This window comes from Qipengyuania nanhaisediminis (genome assembly GCF_045862805.1).
In the GTDB taxonomy this organism is placed as follows: Bacteria; Pseudomonadota; Alphaproteobacteria; order Sphingomonadales; family Sphingomonadaceae; genus Erythrobacter; species Erythrobacter nanhaisediminis_A.
The window spans coordinates 900,573-917,900 of record NZ_AP025760.1; the positions used below are offsets into that span (position 1 = coordinate 900,573).

Consider the following 17,328-nt stretch of genomic DNA (forward strand, 5'->3'; position numbering starts at 1 on the left):
ACCGGTCCTTCAAATTTGGCCCTGGTGGCGCGACGCCGAAGGTAAGGGCAAGTGGTGAGCATTGAATTAAGCCGCGGCTCCGATTGTTTCGGGGCCGGCGATGAGAGCGGGGAGGTCGATCAGCAAGGCAGGGCCGATACGGGTTTCGATCATGCCGCTGGCGACCCTCGTCCATTCGCCCCCGAACCCGCCGGGAACCGATTCGGGTTCGGCAAGTCCGGAAGCGATGTCTTCGATCATGTCGATTATCAGCGCATAGCTGTGGCCGTCGACCGCAACGACAATCGCGCGTTCGTCGAGCGCGAATGCTTCTGCATCGAACCCCAGAGCGAGGCGGCAATCGATTACCGTCAGCGCCTGGCTGCGCATCGCGGTGATGCCGGCGATGAAGGGCGGTGTGCGCGGGGCCGGGGCGATGTGCCCGATCTCGATCACCGAACTGACATCGTGAGCGCGAAAGGCACAGCGCCGCCCGGCAATCTGGGCCATGACGAGAAGGTCGTTCATCGGACTTTTCCTCCTGCCCCGTGGACGCGCAGCGCGTCGAGAAGCCCGCGCCGGTCATAGCGATAGATCGAAGGCGACCCGTCGGGCGCATCGGGGCTGTCGCGAAGCCGGATCACCGGCGAATTGAACGTCATGTCGAGCGCGCAGGCGGCTTCGTATTCGTCGTCGAGCCAGATGGCGATGTCCTCGCCATGGCTGTCGCCATCGGCCACCTGGTAGCCTGCGGCCTCGACCAGCGGGCCGAGTATGGTTCGTGCCCAGTCATTGTCCGGCAGCCGGCAAACGGGCCGCGCGATCGCCTCGGGTGCTTCGCCGTGGCGCGCGAACAGCGCGTGGCCGTCGATCAGCGCCACTGCCTTGCCGCCGACAAGCGTGATCGCCTCGATCCCGTCTTCGTCGGTCACCGGCTTCAGCGCGTTTTCAAGCTCGGTGGCGTCGTCGATCTCGCGCACTGCGTAGAGAAGCTCGCTTGCTCCGTCGCCGAGCCGCAGGAGGCGTATTTTCTCGGCCGGAACGGCATCGTCGGGCAGGCCGATCACCGGGAGGATCAGCCCGTCGATGACAGCGCGCGGATTGGCGCCCGTCAGGTCGAAGGCCGAAGCGGGCGCGGTCTCGATCCGCTGCACCAGTTCGAGCCGGATCGCCCGGCGACGTCCGTCATATCCGGTGAACAGCATCGCGCGCGGATTGTCGGCCTGTTCGCCCGCATTCTCTTCGTCGCTGGCAAGCAGGACCCGGGCGCGCGCATCGGACACGAGGCCGCGCTGGCTGGCGATATTGGTGACATCGAGCAGCAGCACCGGCTGGCCGTCATCGAGAAGAGTAGAACCTGCATAAATGCAGCTTTTCATGACCGCCGGGGCCAGCGGCTTGACCACGAGGTCGCCGTGCGAGTGAATCTGGTCGACCGCGAGCGCGAACAGGTCGCCGCTCGCCAGCCGCAGCATGACCATTGTGTGCTGGCCATCGGCGAGGTTGCCCGACGCGAGGCCGAGCACGTCGTCGAGCATCACGCAGGGGACCCGGGTGCCGCGGAAGGTGACGAGAGCCGTCTCGCCGACGCGAGAGAAATCGAGCGCCTTTGCCGAGGAATGGACGATCTCCTCGACATAGCTTTGCGGGATCGCGAAACGCTGCTCGCTGACTTCGACCGTCAGCCCGGCGATGATGCTGAGTGTGAGCGGGATCTGGAGCGTGAAAAGCGTTCCCACGCCGGGCGTGCTGGTGACCTTGATCGATCCGCCCACGCGTTCGAGATTGTCGCGCACCACGTCGAGCCCGACGCCGCGCCCCGACACGTTGCTGACCGCGCTGGCGGTCGAGAAACCGGGTTCGAACACGAGGTTGAGGATCGCCTCGCGGCTCATCTTTGCGCGTTCGGCGGCGGTGATCAGGCCGGTCGAGACCGCCTTGGCCGCGATTCTCTCTTCCTCGAGCCCAGCGCCGTCATCGCTGATCACGATCGAGATCGTGTTGCCCGACTGGCGCGCCGATATCGACAGCAGGCCGATCTCGCGCTTGCCTTTCGCAAGGCGTTCGGTCGGGGTCTCGATGCCGTGATCGATCGCGTTGCGTATGATGTGGGTGATCGGGTCGCGGACCATTTCGATCATCTCGCGGTCGAGTTCGACATCGCCGCCTTCGAGATCGATCATCACCTGCTTGCCGAGTTCGCCAGAAAGGTCGCGCACGAGCCGGGGCAAGGCACCGAACAGCGCCTCGATCCGCTGCATCCGCATTCGCGTGATCGCGTCGCGGACATCGGCAAGGATGGTGGTGAGCCTTTCGAATGGTCCGTCAATCGTCGGCTGGGTCCCGGCCTGGCGCAAACGGTGCGCGAGATCGTTGCGCGCGAGCACCATGTCCGACACCCCGCTCATCACGCGGTCTAGCAGGTCGACGGAAAGGCGGATCGATCGCTGGGTGACCGGCGCCTCGGGTTTCTTGCCGGCCACGCCGTCGGCTTCCGCACTGGCGCTGCTTGCAAGGATCGCCTGAGCGGGTTCGTGCACCGGGCTGCTGGCCGCTTCGACACCCGTGGCTTCATCGTCACCGGTCGCAAGTGCTGCGATCAATTCATCTTCGCCGCCTTCGCCGAATTCCTGTCCGGCCTCGATCGCGTCGACCATGGCGGCGATCCGGTCGATGATGGCCAGGACCGCGGTGACCAGCCTGCTATCGGGTTCGCGCCGCCCCGCGCGGCAATCGGCGAGCGCGTCTTCGGCCGCGTGGCTAAGCTGCGCCAGGCGGGGAAAATCGAAGAAGCCGCAATTGCCTTTTACGGTGTGGACGAAGCGGAAAATCGTGTCGAGCCGCGCACGGTCTGCCGGGTCGGCTTCCCAGGCGATGATCTCGCCTTCGCTTGCCTCCAGCATTTCCCGTGTTTCTGCGACGAAATCCGCCAGCAGGTCATCCATGATGCGCGTGCCCCTTGTGAAATCACCGGGGTCTTATGGCCTTGGATGGTTAACGAAGCCCTAGCGCGGCGGCTTGCGATGTGACGAAATCGGCCCGCCGCGATCAGGCTGGTTTGGCCGCAGCGGCGCGCGAATTGTCAGGCGAGCGGCGGTGGAACACCCACCAGACCAGCGCGGCTCCCGAAAGCGCGCCGAACGCGTTGGCGAGCAATTCGCCTGTATAGATCGCAGCGCTGCCCCAGGCAGGCTGAAGCAGCCAGGCGACCGGCAGCATGACGAGAAAGACGCGCGCGATTGACTGACCGAGCGCAAAAGAGGCCTTGCCGATCGCGTTGAGGATCCCGTTGGCGACGATCAAGATGCCGAATCCGGCATAGCCCCAGGCCGCGATCTCGAGATAGAGCGCGAACTCGGCAATCACTTCGGGCTTATCGGTGAACAGGTCGGCAAACCATTCGCCTGCCGATGCGAGAACGATGGCGGTGACGAAGCCGTAGCCGAGGCAGAACAGGCCGGCATAGAGCGCGGCCGTGCGTGCCCTTCCATATTCGCGCGCGCCCCAGTTCTGCCCGACGATAGCCCCGATCGCGCCCGACAGTGCGAGCAGCGGGACCACTGCAAAGCTCTGCAAGCGCCCCGCCGCGCCGAACCCTGCCACCGCGTCCTGTCCCGCCGATGCGACCAGCGCGGTCAGCACCGACAGGCCAATGGGATTGATCGCGTTGGAGAAAGCGGCGGGCCCTGCAACCCTGAGGATCGCCCGCGCCGGATCGAGCAGGTTGGTGCCGCGCAAAAGCGACAGGTCGAGAGGGATCGCGGTCTTTCGCACCAGAGCGATCGCCACCAGTATCCCGATCACCCAGCCGATAATCGTCGCATAGGCCGCCCCGACAATGCCGAAGCCCTCGAACGATCCGAACAGGAAATCGGGGGTGCCGGTTATGAGAACCGGGTCGAGGATCCAATTTGCCGCGGCATAGGAGATCGAGACCATGCTGGTCCGCCGCGCCTCGCCCTGTCCGCGAAGCACGCCGTTGAACCCCATGATCGCGAGAAGAAGCGGAAAGCCGAAGGCGAAGGGACGCATATAGGCACCGATGATCGGACGAAGATTCTCGGGTGCATTCATCAGCGAAAAGAGCGGGTCGAGCGCGAGGAACAGCAGCGTGCCGAGTGCAAGGCCGGTTATCACGGCGAAAACGATCCCGAAATTGGCGCGGCGCGCAGCCTTGGCATCATCGCCTGCCCCCAGAGCGCGGCTGACGACCGAATTGATCCCCACCATCACCCCGACGCCCAGCGATGACAGCGCTACGGATATGGGAAAGATGAACGAGATCGCGGCAAGTTCGGCACTTCCCAGCTTGCCGATGAAATAGGCATCGACCAGCCCAATCGACATGATCGCGGCGACCCCGACGATCCCCGGAAGCGTCTGCCCGACGAGGTGCCCGGTAATGCTGCCGCGGGTGAGCTTGGCATTGTTGGGCGGCGCGGGCGGTTGCTCGCCTGCCTCGGTCATCGCCGTGGTGTCGGTTTGCGGATCGCTCATCGGCTCCGGCGCCTAGCGGGGCGGGGGCGCGCGGCAAAGCGAAAAGGTTGTGCGCTGCCAGCGAGCCATGCGATAGAATGCGCAAATCGCTTCAGGCGCGAGACACCGACACGAAAGGGACAGATCCCCATGGCAACCCAGATCAAGCAACCCGAAAGCCTCAAGGACCAGGTCAGCGATGCCGAGTGGCAGGCAAGGCTCGATCTTGCCGCGTGCTATCGCATTTTCGACCATCTCGGCTGGTCGGAATCGATCTACAACCACATCTCGCTGAAGGTGCCGGGTGAGGACGACACCTTTCTTATCAACCCGTTTGGCCTCATGTATGACGAAGTGACCGCCTCGAACCTCGTCAAGATCGATGTCGAGGGCAACAATGTCGGTGGATCGCCTTACATGGTAAACAAGGCGGGTTTCACCCAGCACGCCTATTTCCACAAGCATCTGGGCAGCCGCGCCAATGCGATCTGCCACGTCCACACCACCGCGACCATGGCGGTGTGCAGCCACAAGGACGGCCTCCTGCCGACCAATTTCTACGCCTGCAATTTCCAGAACCAGATCGGCTATCACGATTTCGAGGGCGTGACCGTGCGCGAGGAAGAGGGCGAGCGGCTGGTGCGCAATCTTGGCAATCACTCGATCCTGATGCTGCGCAATCACGGCCCCGTCGTGATGGACGGCACGATCCAGGGCATGTTCCTCAAGATGTGGGCGCTCCAGCGTGCTTGTGAGATCCAGGTCGCCACGCTCAGCCAGGGCGAGGCCAACCTCGTCACGCAGGATGTCGTCGATGTCCACCAGCGCGACCTTTCGGTGATGCAGTCGCAGGGCGGGGCGGGCATGTTCGATTTCGAGGCGTGGAAGCGCAAGATCGACCGTATCGACGACAGCTGGCGCAACTGAATCGGTTGTTCGAAACCATGATGAACAAGGTGCGCCAATGCCGCGCATGACCGTCAACGGCCGCCCGGTCGAGTTCGATCTCGATCCCGAAATGCCGCTGCTCTACGCGCTGCGCGAGGCTGCAAACCTCACCGGCACCAAGAGCTGCGGCGGGGGCGACTGCGTGGGCGCGTGCATGGTGATCGTCGATGGCACGGCTCTGCGTTCGTGCCGGATCACGCTGGCCGAAGCCGAGGGCCGCTTTGTCACCACGATCGAGGGATTGGCGCGCGACCGCTCGCACCCGATGCAGCAGGCGATGGTCGCCGAACAGGCGATCCAGTGCGGCTATTGTACGCCGGGTATCGTGATGGCGGGCGCGGCTCTGCTCGACCGCACCCCGGCCCCGACGCGTGCCGAGATCGAGGAAGCGCTCGCGAATTTGTGCCGCTGCGGGGTCTATCCGCGGCTGGTGCGCGCGGTGCAGCGGGCAGGGCGGGTGATCCAGCGCCGCGAGACAATCAGCGCGGTGCCGGCACCCGGCATCGGCGCGGGCGATGCGGCCGAGAGCGTGCCGGCGCTGCGTCCGGCCCGGCCTGCCCCCGAACGCGACTGATCAGAACCTGCCGGTCACCGCGACCCGCGCATTGACCGGCGCGCCGACGCTCGTCTGGTGGGTGGCGTGGCTGTCGGGGAAATAGAGCGTGTCGGTGACATTCTCGAAATTCACCTGCACGCGCAGATTGTCCGATACGTCCATCCACGCGGCGGCATCTATCCGCGTATAGGCGGGAAGCACGGCATTGTTGCCGTTGTCGATGAAGCTGTCATCCTGGTGGGTGAGGCCGAGGCCCACGCCAATCCGGTCTGTCACTTCGACGCTGTTCCAGATCGAGAACATGTTTTCGGGCAATTCGCGCGGGCGCAGGCCGGTGGGCCCGAACCGGTCGACCTGTTCGCCATCGAGCCAGGAATAGCCGGCATTGACCGTCCACCCGGGCATGACCTCGCCGCGCAATTGCAGTTCGAAACCCGAAATGGTGGAATCGATCACGTCGAGCGTTGCCGGGTCGTTGTCATTGGGCTGCGGCGAGCTCTGCTCGATCTCGAAGATTGCGGCGGTGAAGCTCATCGCATCGGCGAAATTCCATTTTACCCCGGCTTCGAGATTGGTGAATTCGTCAGGGTCGAGTGCGTTCGCACTGCCATTGATATTCGCATATTGCTCGCCCGAACGCGGCAGGAAGCTTTCTGAATAGCTGGCATAGATTGACAGGTTTTCCTGCGGTTTCACGATCACGCCGCCGCGAGGGGAGAAGCGCTCGTCGACGCGGCTGCGCAGTTCGGATGCAGGCACGTTGAAAACCTCGATATCAAAGCGGTCATAGCGCCCTCCGACGACGAGATTGAGCCAGTCGGTGACCGCGATCTCGTCCTGCACGTAGAGCGAGGCGACATCGATATCGACCTGCGTGGAGTCGTTAAGATCGGTAAAGAAGGCGGTGGTCGCCTGACCGCTGGCATTGGTGCCGGTGCCCCCCCTCAACGCGAGCGGACGCTGGACGGTGAAGATCTCGTTGTCGTCACCCGTCTGGTCCCAGACCGGGTTCACGCGGTCTTGGTCGGAACGGGTGCGGATGAACTCGCCGCCGATCAGCAGGGTGTGTTCGAGGCTGCCGGTCGCGAGCTCGCCGACCAGATTGCCCGACAGGATCAGGTTCTCGCGCCGGGTGGTGTCGATATATCCGTCGAGAGTGACCACGTCGGGGCTCGCCGCCTCGTCATAGCCGCTGACGTAGAAATTGGCGTAACTCTTGTCGTAATCGCCATAGAACGCGCTGACGACGCCCTTCCAGCTATCGGAGAAGTTGTGCTGGAGCGTGGCGCGAAGCAGGTGCGCCTCGAGCAGGGTCTCGTTCAATTCCGGGTCACCGAAAGTGATGTCGGCAAAACCCTCGACCGGGCGACCGTCGCTTCCCGTCGGAATGCCGCGATCGATGAAGCGCTGGTGGTCGGCATATTCGTAAGACAAATCAAGCGTGGTCGCATCGCCCAGGGCAAGCCGCGCGGTCGGGTTGAAGCCGATCCGCTCGCCCGCGTGGAAATCACGGTGATTGTCGAGGTCCTGGTAGGTGGCGTTGACGCGCAAGGCCGCGTTGTCGCCAGCCGCAATGTTGATGTCGCCCTGGATGCTGTAGGCGCCGAATGTGTCGATCGCGACCTGCCCGCCGGCAAAGGTATCGCCGATCACGCCCTTCTTGGTCACGCGGTTGAGGATGCCGCCGGTTCCGCCGCGCCCGAACAGCAGCGCATTGGGGCCGCGCAGCACCTCGACCTGTTCGAGATTGTAGAGCCCGCGGTAATATTGCACGTCGTCGCGCATGCCATCGATGAAAAAGTCGGCGGTCGAGCGGACGCCGCGAAAGACCACGGCATCGCGGTGGCCTTCGCCCTGCGAGGTGTTCACGCCGGGGGTATAGGCGATGATCTGGCCGATGGAGGTGAAGCCGCGCTCGAGGATTTCTTCCTCGGTGGTGATGGTGAGGCTTTGCGGAATGTCGATGATCGGGGTCGGCGTCTTGACCGAGTGAACCGCCGAGGATTGCAGGACATTGCCTTCGACGAAGATTGGGTCGCCTTGGGTTTCCATGATCGGCCCGGCCTCGAAGACGGTGCCAGCATCCTGGCCCGTCTGGCCGGCCTGGTCGGCGGCGGCGGGAGCAGGCGCGGTTTCGGCTGCGAGAGCAGGGGAGGCAAGGATTGCGCTTGAGAGGAGGAGCGCGGCGCGAAGAATCATCGAGGGGTACTTTCTAAACCGAAATTTCGTGATGGCGCGAGTCGCTATTGCAACCGATTATCAAAAGCAACCGTAGTCTTGCGAATAATTCGCAAAAAGCGATCCGGGTGGCAAAAGGGCCACCGATCGGCTAGCGCCGCACCCGATTTTTCAACGTGCAGACCGCAAATTTTGCGTTCCGCATCTGGCGAGGGACAAACGATGAAAGCGACCATCTGGCACAACCCGAAATGCGGCACTTCTCGCAAGACGCTGGCGATCCTCGAGGAGACGCCAGGGGTCGAGGTCGAGGTGATCGAATATCTCAAGACTCCGCCGAGCCGGGACAAGCTCGCCCAGCTTTACCGCGATGCCGGGATCACCCCGCAACAGGGTCTGCGCATCCGGGGGACCGACGCGAAGGAACGCGGTCTTCCCGAAGGCGATGCCGACACCGTTCTCGATGCCATGGCGGCCGAGCCGATCCTGATCGAGCGGCCGCTGGTAGAAACCGAAAAGGGCGCAGCGCTTTGCCGCCCGCAGGACAAGGTGCACGACCTGCTCTGATCAGTCGGCGGGGTCGCGATCGGCTGTGAGCAATGTGTCGCTCGCGAGGCCGCGCCAGCCAAAGGCCACCACCGCGAGGCACAGCCCGATGATGAGGCCGAAGCCGAGCCAGTCGTCTATATTGTAGAGCCAAACGCCCAGCGCGGGCGCATAGATGAAGCTCGCCCCGGCAACACTCGCGACCACGCCCGAGGCCTGGCCCTGCTCGGCGCGGGTCACCGCGAGCGAGGTGCCCGCAGTCGTCCCCGGGCGAAAGAGGCCGAAGCCGAGCGATGCGATCGCATAGCCAAGCGCGATCGTGTGCAGGTCGTCCGCCGCTCCCAGCAGCGCGACGCCAAGCGCCGCCACGATAATGCCCGACATCGTTGCCGCGCGCGGGCCAAGGTTGAACCTCGGGATCAGCCCCCACTGCGCCAGCAGGGTCGCGATCGCACCGGCCATCAGCACCAGGCCGACTGGCCCCGCGCCTTCGGCAGGGCTGTCGCGCAGGCCCAGGCGATCGAGAACGAGAAAGCCCGAAATGCCCAGTACCATGGCCTGCGCATGGCCTCCGACCAGCCCGGCAATGACCCAGGGGCGCAGGCGCGGTTCGAACCAGCGCAGGCGGCGCGGCTCGATATCGCCGGGCTCCGCCCCATCGTCTTCGAGGCTCGATGCAGCGCCCGGCCCGCTCGAATATTCGGCCGCCTGTCCGCGCGCGGCGAATTGCGGTTCGTCATTGGGAAGTCGCCAGCGCAGCAGGACGAGCGCAGCCACGCCGAGGGCTGCGAAACAGATGAACGGCCCGACGAGCCCGAGCCCGAGAAAGGGCAGTACCATCAGCGGGGCGAGCGCGGGGCCGATGACGGTTCCCAGCCCGAAGCTCGAAGCGACCAGTGAGAGCGCATTTGTGCGTTCCGCGCGCGGCGTGCGCGAGGCGACATAGGCCTGCACCGCGGGCGGCGCGGCGCTCCCGAACCCGCCGTAAAGGCTGCGCGCCGCGGCAAAGGCGAGCAGCGCCCAGAATGCGGTGATCCAGCCCGAAAGGCCTGCCCAAAGGACCGCTCCGCACAATCCCATCGAGACGACGAAACCGATCAGGCCCAGCGCCATCATCGCCTTGCGCCCTCGCCGGTCGGATCGCCGTGCCCAGATTGGCGCGCAGATCACCCACAACAGCGCCGACCAGCTGTAAGCGAGGCTTATCCACACATCGTCGACCGCCAGAGCGGTGCCGATCGAGGGCATGACCGACTGCATCGCGGTGTTGCCCGCAGCGGTCACCAGCATGACGAGAAACAGGAGCGCCATACGTCCCGAAGAAAGGCGCTTGCCGGGCGCCGAGGTGGGCGCGTCGGTCGCAGGAGAAGGGTTGGCAGGAGCCATCGCCCCTGTCGCTAGGCCAGCGCACAAGCACTTGCAAACGCTATCGCTCTCTGCGAATCGGGCCATTGCAAAAACGCTACGTAACGGCGCGAAGGAGCGTCTCGGAGAATACATGACAGGCAATTTTTCGGCCGCTGCCAAGCGGACCTTCTCGCGCGGTCCATGGCGCGAATATGCAGAACAATGCGCGATGTTCTTTCGCGGCTTTGTCGAGCATCCGCGCATGGTCGGCTCGATCATCCCTTCGACCCGCTACACCGTCGATGCGATGCTCGCCCCGGTCGATTGGGGCGCATGCAAGGTATTCGTCGAATACGGCCCGGGTATCGGAACGTTCTGCAAGCCGGTGCTCGAAAGGCTGCGCGGCGACGGCGTGCTGGTCGTGATCGACACCAATCCGCTTTATATCGATTATCTCTCGCGCACGATCCGCGACAAGCGCTTTCACGCGGTGCTGGGTTCGGCCGAGGATGTCCGCGAAATTCTCGCCGGCCTCGGTATCGACCACGCCGATTACGTGCTTTCGGGCCTCCCGTTCTCGACCCTGCCCGACGGGGTTGCCGAGACCATCGCGAAGGAAACCCACGAAGCGCTTGCCCCGGGCGGTGCGTTTCTCGCCTACCAGTTCACCAGCGCAGTGCGCGACGAGGCCGAGCCCTATTTCGAGCGCATCGACGAAGGCTTCGAATGGCGCAACATCCTGCCTTGCAAGCTCTACTGGGCGTGGAAGGCCAGCGGCGAGACGGCGTCCGCCTGAACGACGCCGCTCAATCGAAGGTGGCGATCTCTTCCGGCTGCGCCGCGGCACTGAGCTGGCGATAGATCGCGCCGATCACGACGAGGAAGAGCGCCCCGAACAGGGCGGTCGTGAGGCTGCCAGCAAAGGCCAGCCCGATCGAGGTCGCGGGTTCACCCATGGCAGAAAACACCAGGCTGAACACGATATTGGCGACGATCGCAATAAGGCCGGCGACAAGCGCAATCGCGAACAGGAAAATGAAGATCCGCAGCGAATTGCCCTTGGTAAGCCGCCACGAGCGCTTGAGCGCGGCGACCGGGTTGCGCTCGCCCTCCATCGCGATCACCGCGGGCACCAGCACGAACTTGACCGAGATATAGACCACCGCGACCACTGCCGGCAGCAGCAATATCGCCCCGAGCGCGGGGAGAATGGCAAAGGCTAGCCCGAGCGGGACGCCGATCACGAGACCGGCGAGCAGCGCCATGAGAAGCCCCGCGGCAATATAGACGAGCATGCCGCGAAGCCCAGTGCCGAGCGCCTCGCCCACGGTCGGCCTCGTACCGCGGCGGAACAGCGCGAGCGTGGCGATCGCGCCGACATATTGCAGCAGAGTGATGGCGATGTTGACGTGCCAGGTCTTGGACCAGCTTTCCTGCACGAACGCGCTCATATTGCGGAACACGTCGGCCGGATCGGCTCCGGTTGGCGTGGCTGGCGGCTCGGGGTTGGCAAGTTCGGGGAAAAGGATCGAAAATGCGAAGGTCGGGAGGAAATAGAACAGGCCGATGATCGTCGCGATCAGCCCGAAATTCCTGCCCAGCATTTCGGTCGCCTGGTTCCAGGCCTTGCCCATGTCGAATTTCATCGCGCGTTCCCCGTCACAATCGCATCTGGCGGGCGGTTTGCCCCTTGATCTCGCCAACCAATGGCCCCACGCCGATTTCATGGCAAGCACCGCGTCCGACCTTACCGACAGCGCCGCGCTCGATTGGCAGCGCGAGGACGGTCTCGTGCCCTATCGCGATGCGCTTGCCGTGATGGACCGCCGCAACCGCGCGATCGCGGCAGGCGAGGCGCGCGAGCTTGCCTGGCTGCTCGAACACCCGCCGGTCTACACCGCCGGGACCAGCGCGGATCCGGCCGAACTGACCGATCCACGCTTCGAGGTGGTCGAGGCCGGGCGCGGCGGGCGCTATACCTATCACGGCCCCGGCCAGCGGGTCGGATACCTGATGCTCAACTTGGCAAAGCGCGGCAAGGACGTGCGCTGCTTTGTTCATGCGATCGAGGGCTGGGTGATAGACACGCTCGCCGACTTCGGTGTCGCGGCCTGGCGCGCCGAGGGGCGAGTGGGCATCTGGTGCGCGGACAGTGACGGGCGCGAGGCAAAGATCGGCGCGATCGGCGTGCGCGTGCGGCGCTGGGTGACGATGCACGGATTTTCGGTCAATCTCGATCCCGACCTTTCGCATTTCGGCGGCATCGTCCCGTGCGGGATCGAGGAATTCGGGGTGACCAGCCTCGCGCGGCTTGGCAAGAGCGTGTCGAATGCGCAATGGGACGCGGCATTGATGGCGCGCGCGGACGATTTCCTGGGCGCGCTCGAAACCGCCCGACAAAAGGCTTGCAGATCATGAGATTGACGTTTCTAGGCGCTGCCGCATTCGCGCTCACCGCACCGCTAATGCTCGCCGCCTGTTCCTCGGACGAGGACGCGGAGACCGGGGTAGCCGTGACCGGCGGCGAGGTATCGGGAGACGTGCTGGGCGGCACGATCAGCGACGACATGATCGCGCTTGAACAGCTGGAATCGACCTCGCCGCCGGCTCGCGGCTCGCAGGGCGATAGCGACTCGGCGGAGTCCGGCGCGAACGATTAACGCTCGCCGGACCCGCCAGTCAGCACGTCACGCGGCGTTCTCGGCGCGCTCCTCTTCGAGCGTCGGGTAATCGATATAACCTTCGGCGATCGGGAAGTACCAGCTCTTGGGCACGTCTTTGTTGGGGTTGATATGGGCGCCCTTGCGAATGCGATCGGCAAGATCGGGGTTCGAGATATAAGGGCGTCCGAAGCTCACCGCGTCGCACCTTCCCGCCTCGACATCGGATGCCGCCTCATCGCCGGAATAGTCCGAATTGAGCACCAGCGCACCCGAATAGATCGAGCGGATCAACGGGCTCTGCTTGGGCACCTCGGTCGCGCCGAACGTGCCGTCGGGGCCGGGTTCGCGCAGTTCGAGGAAAGCGAGGCCCATCTCCTCGATCACTTCTGCCGCCGCGCCGAACGTCGCTGCCGGGTCGCTGTCATCGCAGCCTTGCGTTTCGCCATTGGGCGAGAGGCGGATGCCGACCCGGTCAGCGCCCCAGACATCGACCAGGGCCTCAAGGACCTCGCGCATGAAGCGGGTGCGATTTGCGACGCTTCCGCCATATTCGTCTTCGCGAAGGTTGGTGCTGTCGCGCAGGAACTGGTCGATCAGGTAGCCATTGGCACCGTGCAGTTGGACCGCGTCGAAACCGGCCTTCTTCGCGTTTTCGGCGGCGCGGCGATAATCGCCAATCGTGCGCGCGATGTCGTCCTTGGTCATGGCGCGTGCCTCGGCATAGGCCTGTTTGCCTGCGGGCGTATGCGCCTCGCCCGGAGCGGAGGTCGCGCTGGCAGAAACGGGCGGGTTGCCTCCGAGGAAATAGGGGTGGACTAGCCTGCCCATGTGCCACAGCTGCATCGCGATCAGGCCGCCTGCCTCGTGCACGCCTTCGACGATCGGCTTCCACGCCTCGACCTGTTCATCGCTCCAGATCCCCGGCGCGCTGGGCCAGCCGAGCCCCTCGACGCTGATCCCGGTCGCTTCGGTCAGGATCAGCCCTGCGCCGGCGCGCTGGCGGTAATAAGTGCCCATCATCGCGTTGGGCACGAACATCGGTTCGGCCGCGCGGCCGCGGGTGAGCGGGGCCATGAAGATGCGGTTCTTTGCTTCGAGCGCGCCCATCTTGAGCGGCTGGAACAGGACGTCATGCATGCGTGAAATCTCCAGACTTGGGTTTCATTTGGCTATTCACTTGGCGAAGCGAGCGCTAAGTCGCAACCATGGAAAAAGACAGGGCAGCAAAAGCGCAGCTTGTCACGCCGGGCGGCGGCGTGCCGGGATGGGTGCTGCTGGTCGCGCTGCTGGGAGGCAATGTCGCGCTGGCCCTTGGCCCGTGGCTGGTGCGGCTCGCCGATACCGGGCCGGTCAGCGCGGCCTTCTGGCGGCTGTTTCTTGCTCTGCCGTTCCTCATTGCCTTTGCGTGGATGGCGGGACAGCGCATGACCGGCCTCCCGCGGCGCACGCTCGTGCTGGTCGGCGTGGGCGCGCTGGCCTTTGCCGGCGATCTTGCCAGCTGGCATATCGGGATCGGCATGACCCGGCTGGGCAACGCAACCCTGTTCGGCAATGCCGGGTCGATCATCCTCTTGTTCTGGGGGTTCGTTATCGCGCGCATCCTGCCGCGCGGGCGCGAGTGGCTGGCGATCGTGTGCGCGCTTGCAGGGGCGGGCATCCTGCTTGGCCGCAGCCTCGAGATATCGACCACCACCTTTGTCGGCGACCTGTTCTGCGTCACGGCGGGGCTGCTTTACGCGGTCTATCTGCTTACCCTCCAGGGCGAGCGCCAGCGGGTGGGCGCGGGGCTGGGATCGTGGAGCCTGCTTGTCTGGGTGAGCATCTTCGCCTGCCCGGCGCTGCTCGCTCTCGCGATCGGCCTGGGCGAACCGGTCTGGCCGACCGACTGGACCCCGGTCGTTGTGCTGTTCGTGACCAGCCAGCTGATCGGGCAGGGGCTCCTGGTGTTTGCGCTGGGACATTTCCCGCCACTCTTCATCGGCCTGGCGTTGCTGACCCAGCCCGCGATCGCCGCGGTGATCGGTTACATGGTGTTCGGCGAAGTGCTTAGCGCGCTCGACATTGTCGGCATGGTGCTTCTGGGCAGCGCGCTGGTGGTGGCGCGCATGGCGCAGCGCCGGGTCGCGGGGCCGGGGCTCAACCCCGCCGCTCCGCCTCAATCGGTGCCGTAGAAGGCACGGCCGAACCTTTTGTAGCGCTCGCGCAGGGTGTCCATCGCCGCATCGGTGAGGTGGGCTTCGGCTTCCTGCATCAGCAGCCGGCCCTGTTCGCGCAGCAATTGGCGGCGGCAGGTGTGCGGGATCGGCAGCGCGGCATTTTCGAGCACGTCGAGCATGATCGGCGCGGCATTGGCGCTGGTCGCTACCGCCGATCGCAGCGCACCGAAGCCGCGATCGACATATTGGGCGAAATCTTCGGAGCGGGCGATGACCGGGCACAGTCCCGGCTCGTCATCCTCGCAGCAACCCGGGTCGAGATCGCGCTGCCCCAGATCGGCCATGGCTGCGCCGAGCCAGTGCATGGCCGTGATCGCGGTGAACGGGTCGTTTATGCCAGGTGACAGCGCGCGCAGGCCGATCTCGACCAGTTCGTCGATCAGGAAGCGCGGGTCCTGTTCGGGCGTGCGGACCGGGCCGATGGTCACGTCCTCGCGCACGGTTGCGCGGATGTCATCGATCTCGCAGCCGCGCACGTCCATCAGGGGCATCCCGGGATGGACGAAATCGCCGGTCCGCACCCGCATCGAAATCACGCAGTCCTTCTCGCGCGCCTTGCTGACGAGATCGGAAAAATCGATCATCTGGATGTATCCGCTGTCCCAGGCGTCGATCGTGACCCCGCCTTGCGCTTCGCGGGGCAGGTCGGGGCCACCCTTTTCCGGGTAGGCATTCTCGATCGCATTAACCAGCCGCGAGCCGATCGATTTCAGGACCATGTTGATTCGGATCGAGGACGGCGCGTGGTGGAGGAAGAACACCAGCACCGCAACGCACAGGCCGAGCAGGACATAGCCGACCAGCAGCGACAATTGCGGGGCGAAACCGGGCAGCGCATCGGCAGCGGCATCGGACGCGCTCGCCGGGCTTTCGCCCTCGCCGCGGACCGATCTCAGCACGATCAGCGCATAGACGAAACTGCCGATGAAGGTCGCGAGCGCGATCTGGTTGCCCTTGTCCTCGAGGAAATTGGTGAGCAGGCGCGGGCCGTAGGTGCCGCTGGCATAGCTGACCGCCACGATGGTGATCGAAAACACGGTCGAGCCCACCCCGATCATGGTGCTCGCCATAACGGTAAGGATGTCGGATGCGCCCTTGGGCCGCGCGGGGACCAGCCAGCTCACATCGTTGAGCCATTCCGCAAAGCCGTTGCGGTCGAGATAGATCATCGCGAAAGCAAGGAGCGCGCCGAATATCGCGAAGGTGGCCGGATAGAACCAGTAATTGGCGTTGAGGCGCGCCCAGAAGAAGCGGATTTCGGCTGTCATTTCCGGTTCAACGCGCGAAGCTGCAAAAGGGGTTCCGCGCGCGTCCGGATCAATCGCCGTCGGGCAGGTCGCGGGGAGGGATCTCCTCGATCTCCACGCCAACGCCGCGCGGGCCGACATCGCCCTTGCCCACGGTGTCGCTCGCCATTTCGAGCATCCGGTCGAGGCTCGCCTTGGCCTTCAGCCGCAGGTCTTCCTCGATCTCGATCCGGGGTTCGAGATCGCGCAGCGCGACATAGAGCTTTTCCATGGTGTTCAGCGCCATGTAGGGGCAGATGTTGCAGTTGCAGTTGCCGTCAGCCCCCGGCGCACCGATGAAGGTCTTCTCCGGCAGCGCCTTTTCCATCTGGTGCATGATGTGCGGCTCGGTCGCGACGATCAGCGTGTCGCCTTCGAAATTCTTCGCAAATTCTAGGATCGAGCTGGTCGAACCGACGTGATCGGCATGCTCGATGATCGCGGGGGGGCATTCGGGGTGCGCGGCGACCGGTGCGCCCCGATGCTGCTCCATCAACTTGAGCAGCTCGGTTTCGCTGAAGGCCTCGTGGACGATGCACACGCCCGGCCACAACAGCATTTCGCGGTCGAACTTGCGGCTCAGCCAGCCGCCAAGATGCCGGTCTGGGCCGAAGATGATCTTCTGGTCGGCCGGGATCTGCGAAAGGATCGTCTCCGCGCTCGAGGAGGTGACGATGATGTCGGAGAGCGCTTTCACCTCGGTCGAGCAATTGATGTAGGTGAGCGCGATGTGATCGGGGTTCGCTTCGCGGAACGCCTTGAACTTTTCGGGCGGGCAGCTGTCTTCAAGGCTGCACCCGGCGTCTAGATCGGGAAGGACGACGATCTTTTCGGGGCTGAGGATCTTGGCGGTGTCGGCCATGAACTTGACCCCGCAAAAGGCGATGACGTCGGCATCGGTGTCAGCAGCCTTGCGCGACAATTCGAGGCTGTCTCCGACGAAATCGGCGATGTCCTGGATGTCGGGGGTCTGGTAATAATGCGCGAGGATCACCGCGTTGCGTTCCTTGCGCAGGCGGTCGATCTCGGCAAGCAGGTCCTCGCCGCTGGGCACTTTGGTTGCAATGCTCATAATTCGTCCCCGATCGTGTATTCACAGGGGCACATAAGGGCCAGTGCGCGGATTTGCGAGC

The 17,328-nt window shown here is 64.5% G+C and carries 16 protein-coding genes; 7 read left to right on the plus strand and 9 right to left on the minus strand.

The annotated features are described in order from the left end of the window. Positions 1-66: 66 nt before the first annotated feature. From ACKTSM_RS04345 to ACKTSM_RS04355, 3 genes are all read right to left on the minus strand, one after another. Positions 67-507, minus strand: coding sequence for a chemotaxis protein CheW (locus tag ACKTSM_RS04345; RefSeq protein ID WP_407875900.1), 441 nt, complete (start codon positions 505-507; stop codon positions 67-69). Beyond that, a complete protein-coding gene (locus ACKTSM_RS04350; RefSeq protein ID WP_407875901.1) occupies positions 504-2,924 on the minus strand; it encodes a chemotaxis protein CheA in 2,421 nt (806 codons plus the stop codon). The genes ACKTSM_RS04345 and ACKTSM_RS04350 overlap by 4 nt, the downstream gene beginning before the upstream one ends. A gap of 103 nt (positions 2,925-3,027) precedes the next feature. Continuing rightward, complete coding sequence (locus tag ACKTSM_RS04355; RefSeq protein WP_407875902.1) at positions 3,028-4,476, minus strand: MATE family efflux transporter; 1,449 nt, start codon at positions 4,474-4,476, stop codon at positions 3,028-3,030. 129 nt (positions 4,477-4,605) lie between these two features. Here ACKTSM_RS04355 and ACKTSM_RS04360 point away from each other — a divergent pair, with 129 nt between their 5' ends. Together ACKTSM_RS04360 and ACKTSM_RS04365 are read left to right on the plus strand one after the other, a co-directional pair. Then, entirely contained in the window at positions 4,606-5,382 is a 777-nt protein-coding gene (locus tag ACKTSM_RS04360) for a class II aldolase/adducin family protein (protein WP_407875903.1), read from the plus strand. Between the two features lie 37 nt (positions 5,383-5,419). Next, positions 5,420-5,977, plus strand: coding sequence for a (2Fe-2S)-binding protein (locus tag ACKTSM_RS04365; RefSeq protein WP_407875904.1), 558 nt, complete (start codon positions 5,420-5,422; stop codon positions 5,975-5,977). Here ACKTSM_RS04365 and ACKTSM_RS04370 read toward each other — a convergent pair whose 3' ends face one another. Next, positions 5,978-8,158: a TonB-dependent receptor gene (locus ACKTSM_RS04370; RefSeq protein ID WP_407875905.1), complete on the minus strand. Its 2,181-nt coding sequence runs from the start codon at positions 8,156-8,158 to the stop codon at positions 5,978-5,980. Positions 8,159-8,359: 201 nt separating this feature from the next. Here ACKTSM_RS04370 and arsC point away from each other — a divergent pair, with 201 nt between their 5' ends. Beyond that, positions 8,360-8,704 carry an arsenate reductase (glutaredoxin) gene (arsC, locus tag ACKTSM_RS04375; protein ID WP_407875906.1) on the plus strand — a complete coding sequence of 115 codons (345 nt, stop codon included), beginning with the start codon at positions 8,360-8,362 and terminating at the stop codon, positions 8,702-8,704. Here the strand turns inward: arsC and ACKTSM_RS04380 are convergent, their stop codons facing one another. Continuing rightward, positions 8,705-10,069 carry an MFS transporter gene (locus tag ACKTSM_RS04380; protein ID WP_407875907.1) on the minus strand — a complete coding sequence of 455 codons (1,365 nt, stop codon included), beginning with the start codon at positions 10,067-10,069 and terminating at the stop codon, positions 8,705-8,707. Between the two features lie 112 nt (positions 10,070-10,181). On the opposite strand from ACKTSM_RS04380, the gene ACKTSM_RS04385 reads away from it, so the two are divergent. Beyond that, complete coding sequence (locus ACKTSM_RS04385; protein WP_407875908.1) at positions 10,182-10,826, plus strand: class I SAM-dependent methyltransferase; 645 nt, start codon at positions 10,182-10,184, stop codon at positions 10,824-10,826. Between the two features lie 10 nt (positions 10,827-10,836). Here ACKTSM_RS04385 and ACKTSM_RS04390 read toward each other — a convergent pair whose 3' ends face one another. Continuing rightward, entirely contained in the window at positions 10,837-11,676 is an 840-nt protein-coding gene (locus tag ACKTSM_RS04390) for a hypothetical protein (RefSeq protein WP_407875909.1), read from the minus strand. A 79-nt stretch (positions 11,677-11,755) separates the two neighbouring features. On the opposite strand from ACKTSM_RS04390, the gene lipB reads away from it, so the two are divergent. Together lipB and ACKTSM_RS04400 are read left to right on the plus strand one after the other, a co-directional pair. Continuing rightward, positions 11,756-12,448, plus strand: coding sequence for a lipoyl(octanoyl) transferase LipB (lipB, locus tag ACKTSM_RS04395; RefSeq protein WP_407875910.1), 693 nt, complete (start codon positions 11,756-11,758; stop codon positions 12,446-12,448). Then, positions 12,445-12,690: a hypothetical protein gene (locus tag ACKTSM_RS04400; RefSeq protein ID WP_407875911.1), complete on the plus strand. Its 246-nt coding sequence runs from the start codon at positions 12,445-12,447 to the stop codon at positions 12,688-12,690. Before lipB ends, ACKTSM_RS04400 begins: the two co-directional genes overlap by 4 nt. Positions 12,691-12,717: 27 nt before the next feature. On the opposite strand, the gene ACKTSM_RS04405 is transcribed toward ACKTSM_RS04400, so the two are convergent. After that, positions 12,718-13,830: an alkene reductase gene (locus tag ACKTSM_RS04405; RefSeq protein WP_407875912.1), complete on the minus strand. Its 1,113-nt coding sequence runs from the start codon at positions 13,828-13,830 to the stop codon at positions 12,718-12,720. Positions 13,831-13,898: 68 nt separating this feature from the next. Here ACKTSM_RS04405 and ACKTSM_RS04410 point away from each other — a divergent pair, with 68 nt between their 5' ends. Continuing rightward, positions 13,899-14,864, plus strand: a complete 966-nt coding sequence (locus ACKTSM_RS04410; RefSeq protein WP_407875913.1) for a DMT family transporter — start codon at positions 13,899-13,901, stop codon at positions 14,862-14,864. Here the strand turns inward: ACKTSM_RS04410 and ACKTSM_RS04415 are convergent. Both ACKTSM_RS04415 and nadA read right to left on the minus strand, forming a co-directional pair. Then, positions 14,849-16,177: a DUF2254 domain-containing protein gene (locus ACKTSM_RS04415; protein WP_407875914.1), complete on the minus strand. Its 1,329-nt coding sequence runs from the start codon at positions 16,175-16,177 to the stop codon at positions 14,849-14,851. The genes ACKTSM_RS04410 and ACKTSM_RS04415 overlap by 16 nt on opposite strands. A gap of 49 nt (positions 16,178-16,226) precedes the next feature. Further along, positions 16,227-17,267 carry a quinolinate synthase NadA gene (gene nadA, locus ACKTSM_RS04420; protein WP_407875915.1) on the minus strand — a complete coding sequence of 347 codons (1,041 nt, stop codon included), beginning with the start codon at positions 17,265-17,267 and terminating at the stop codon, positions 16,227-16,229. Positions 17,268-17,328 lie beyond the last annotated feature (61 nt).

What these genes read in the sequence shown, in the direction of transcription:
- ACKTSM_RS04355 (WP_407875902.1), bottom strand. Translation starts at nt 4,476, where the DNA reads ATGAGCGATCCGCAAACCGACACCACGGCGATGACCGAGGCAGGCGAG.
- ACKTSM_RS04345 (WP_407875900.1), bottom strand. Translation starts at nt 507, where the DNA reads ATGAACGACCTTCTCGTCATGGCCCAGATTGCCGGGCGGCGCTGTGCC.
- ACKTSM_RS04415 (WP_407875914.1), bottom strand. Translation starts at nt 16,177, where the DNA reads ATGACAGCCGAAATCCGCTTCTTCTGGGCGCGCCTCAACGCCAATTAC.
- ACKTSM_RS04360 (WP_407875903.1), top strand. Translation starts at nt 4,606, where the DNA reads ATGGCAACCCAGATCAAGCAACCCGAAAGCCTCAAGGACCAGGTCAGC.
- ACKTSM_RS04400 (WP_407875911.1), top strand. Translation starts at nt 12,445, where the DNA reads ATGAGATTGACGTTTCTAGGCGCTGCCGCATTCGCGCTCACCGCACCG.
- arsC (WP_407875906.1), top strand. Translation starts at nt 8,360, where the DNA reads ATGAAAGCGACCATCTGGCACAACCCGAAATGCGGCACTTCTCGCAAG.
- nadA (WP_407875915.1), bottom strand. Translation starts at nt 17,267, where the DNA reads ATGAGCATTGCAACCAAAGTGCCCAGCGGCGAGGACCTGCTTGCCGAG.
- ACKTSM_RS04365 (WP_407875904.1), top strand. Translation starts at nt 5,420, where the DNA reads ATGCCGCGCATGACCGTCAACGGCCGCCCGGTCGAGTTCGATCTCGAT.
- ACKTSM_RS04410 (WP_407875913.1), top strand. Translation starts at nt 13,899, where the DNA reads ATGGAAAAAGACAGGGCAGCAAAAGCGCAGCTTGTCACGCCGGGCGGC.
- ACKTSM_RS04370 (WP_407875905.1), bottom strand. Translation starts at nt 8,158, where the DNA reads ATGATTCTTCGCGCCGCGCTCCTCCTCTCAAGCGCAATCCTTGCCTCC.
- ACKTSM_RS04390 (WP_407875909.1), bottom strand. Translation starts at nt 11,676, where the DNA reads ATGAAATTCGACATGGGCAAGGCCTGGAACCAGGCGACCGAAATGCTG.
- ACKTSM_RS04405 (WP_407875912.1), bottom strand. Translation starts at nt 13,830, where the DNA reads ATGCATGACGTCCTGTTCCAGCCGCTCAAGATGGGCGCGCTCGAAGCA.
- ACKTSM_RS04385 (WP_407875908.1), top strand. Translation starts at nt 10,182, where the DNA reads ATGACAGGCAATTTTTCGGCCGCTGCCAAGCGGACCTTCTCGCGCGGT.
- ACKTSM_RS04380 (WP_407875907.1), bottom strand. Translation starts at nt 10,069, where the DNA reads ATGGCTCCTGCCAACCCTTCTCCTGCGACCGACGCGCCCACCTCGGCG.
- ACKTSM_RS04350 (WP_407875901.1), bottom strand. Translation starts at nt 2,924, where the DNA reads ATGGATGACCTGCTGGCGGATTTCGTCGCAGAAACACGGGAAATGCTG.
- lipB (WP_407875910.1), top strand. Translation starts at nt 11,756, where the DNA reads ATGGCAAGCACCGCGTCCGACCTTACCGACAGCGCCGCGCTCGATTGG.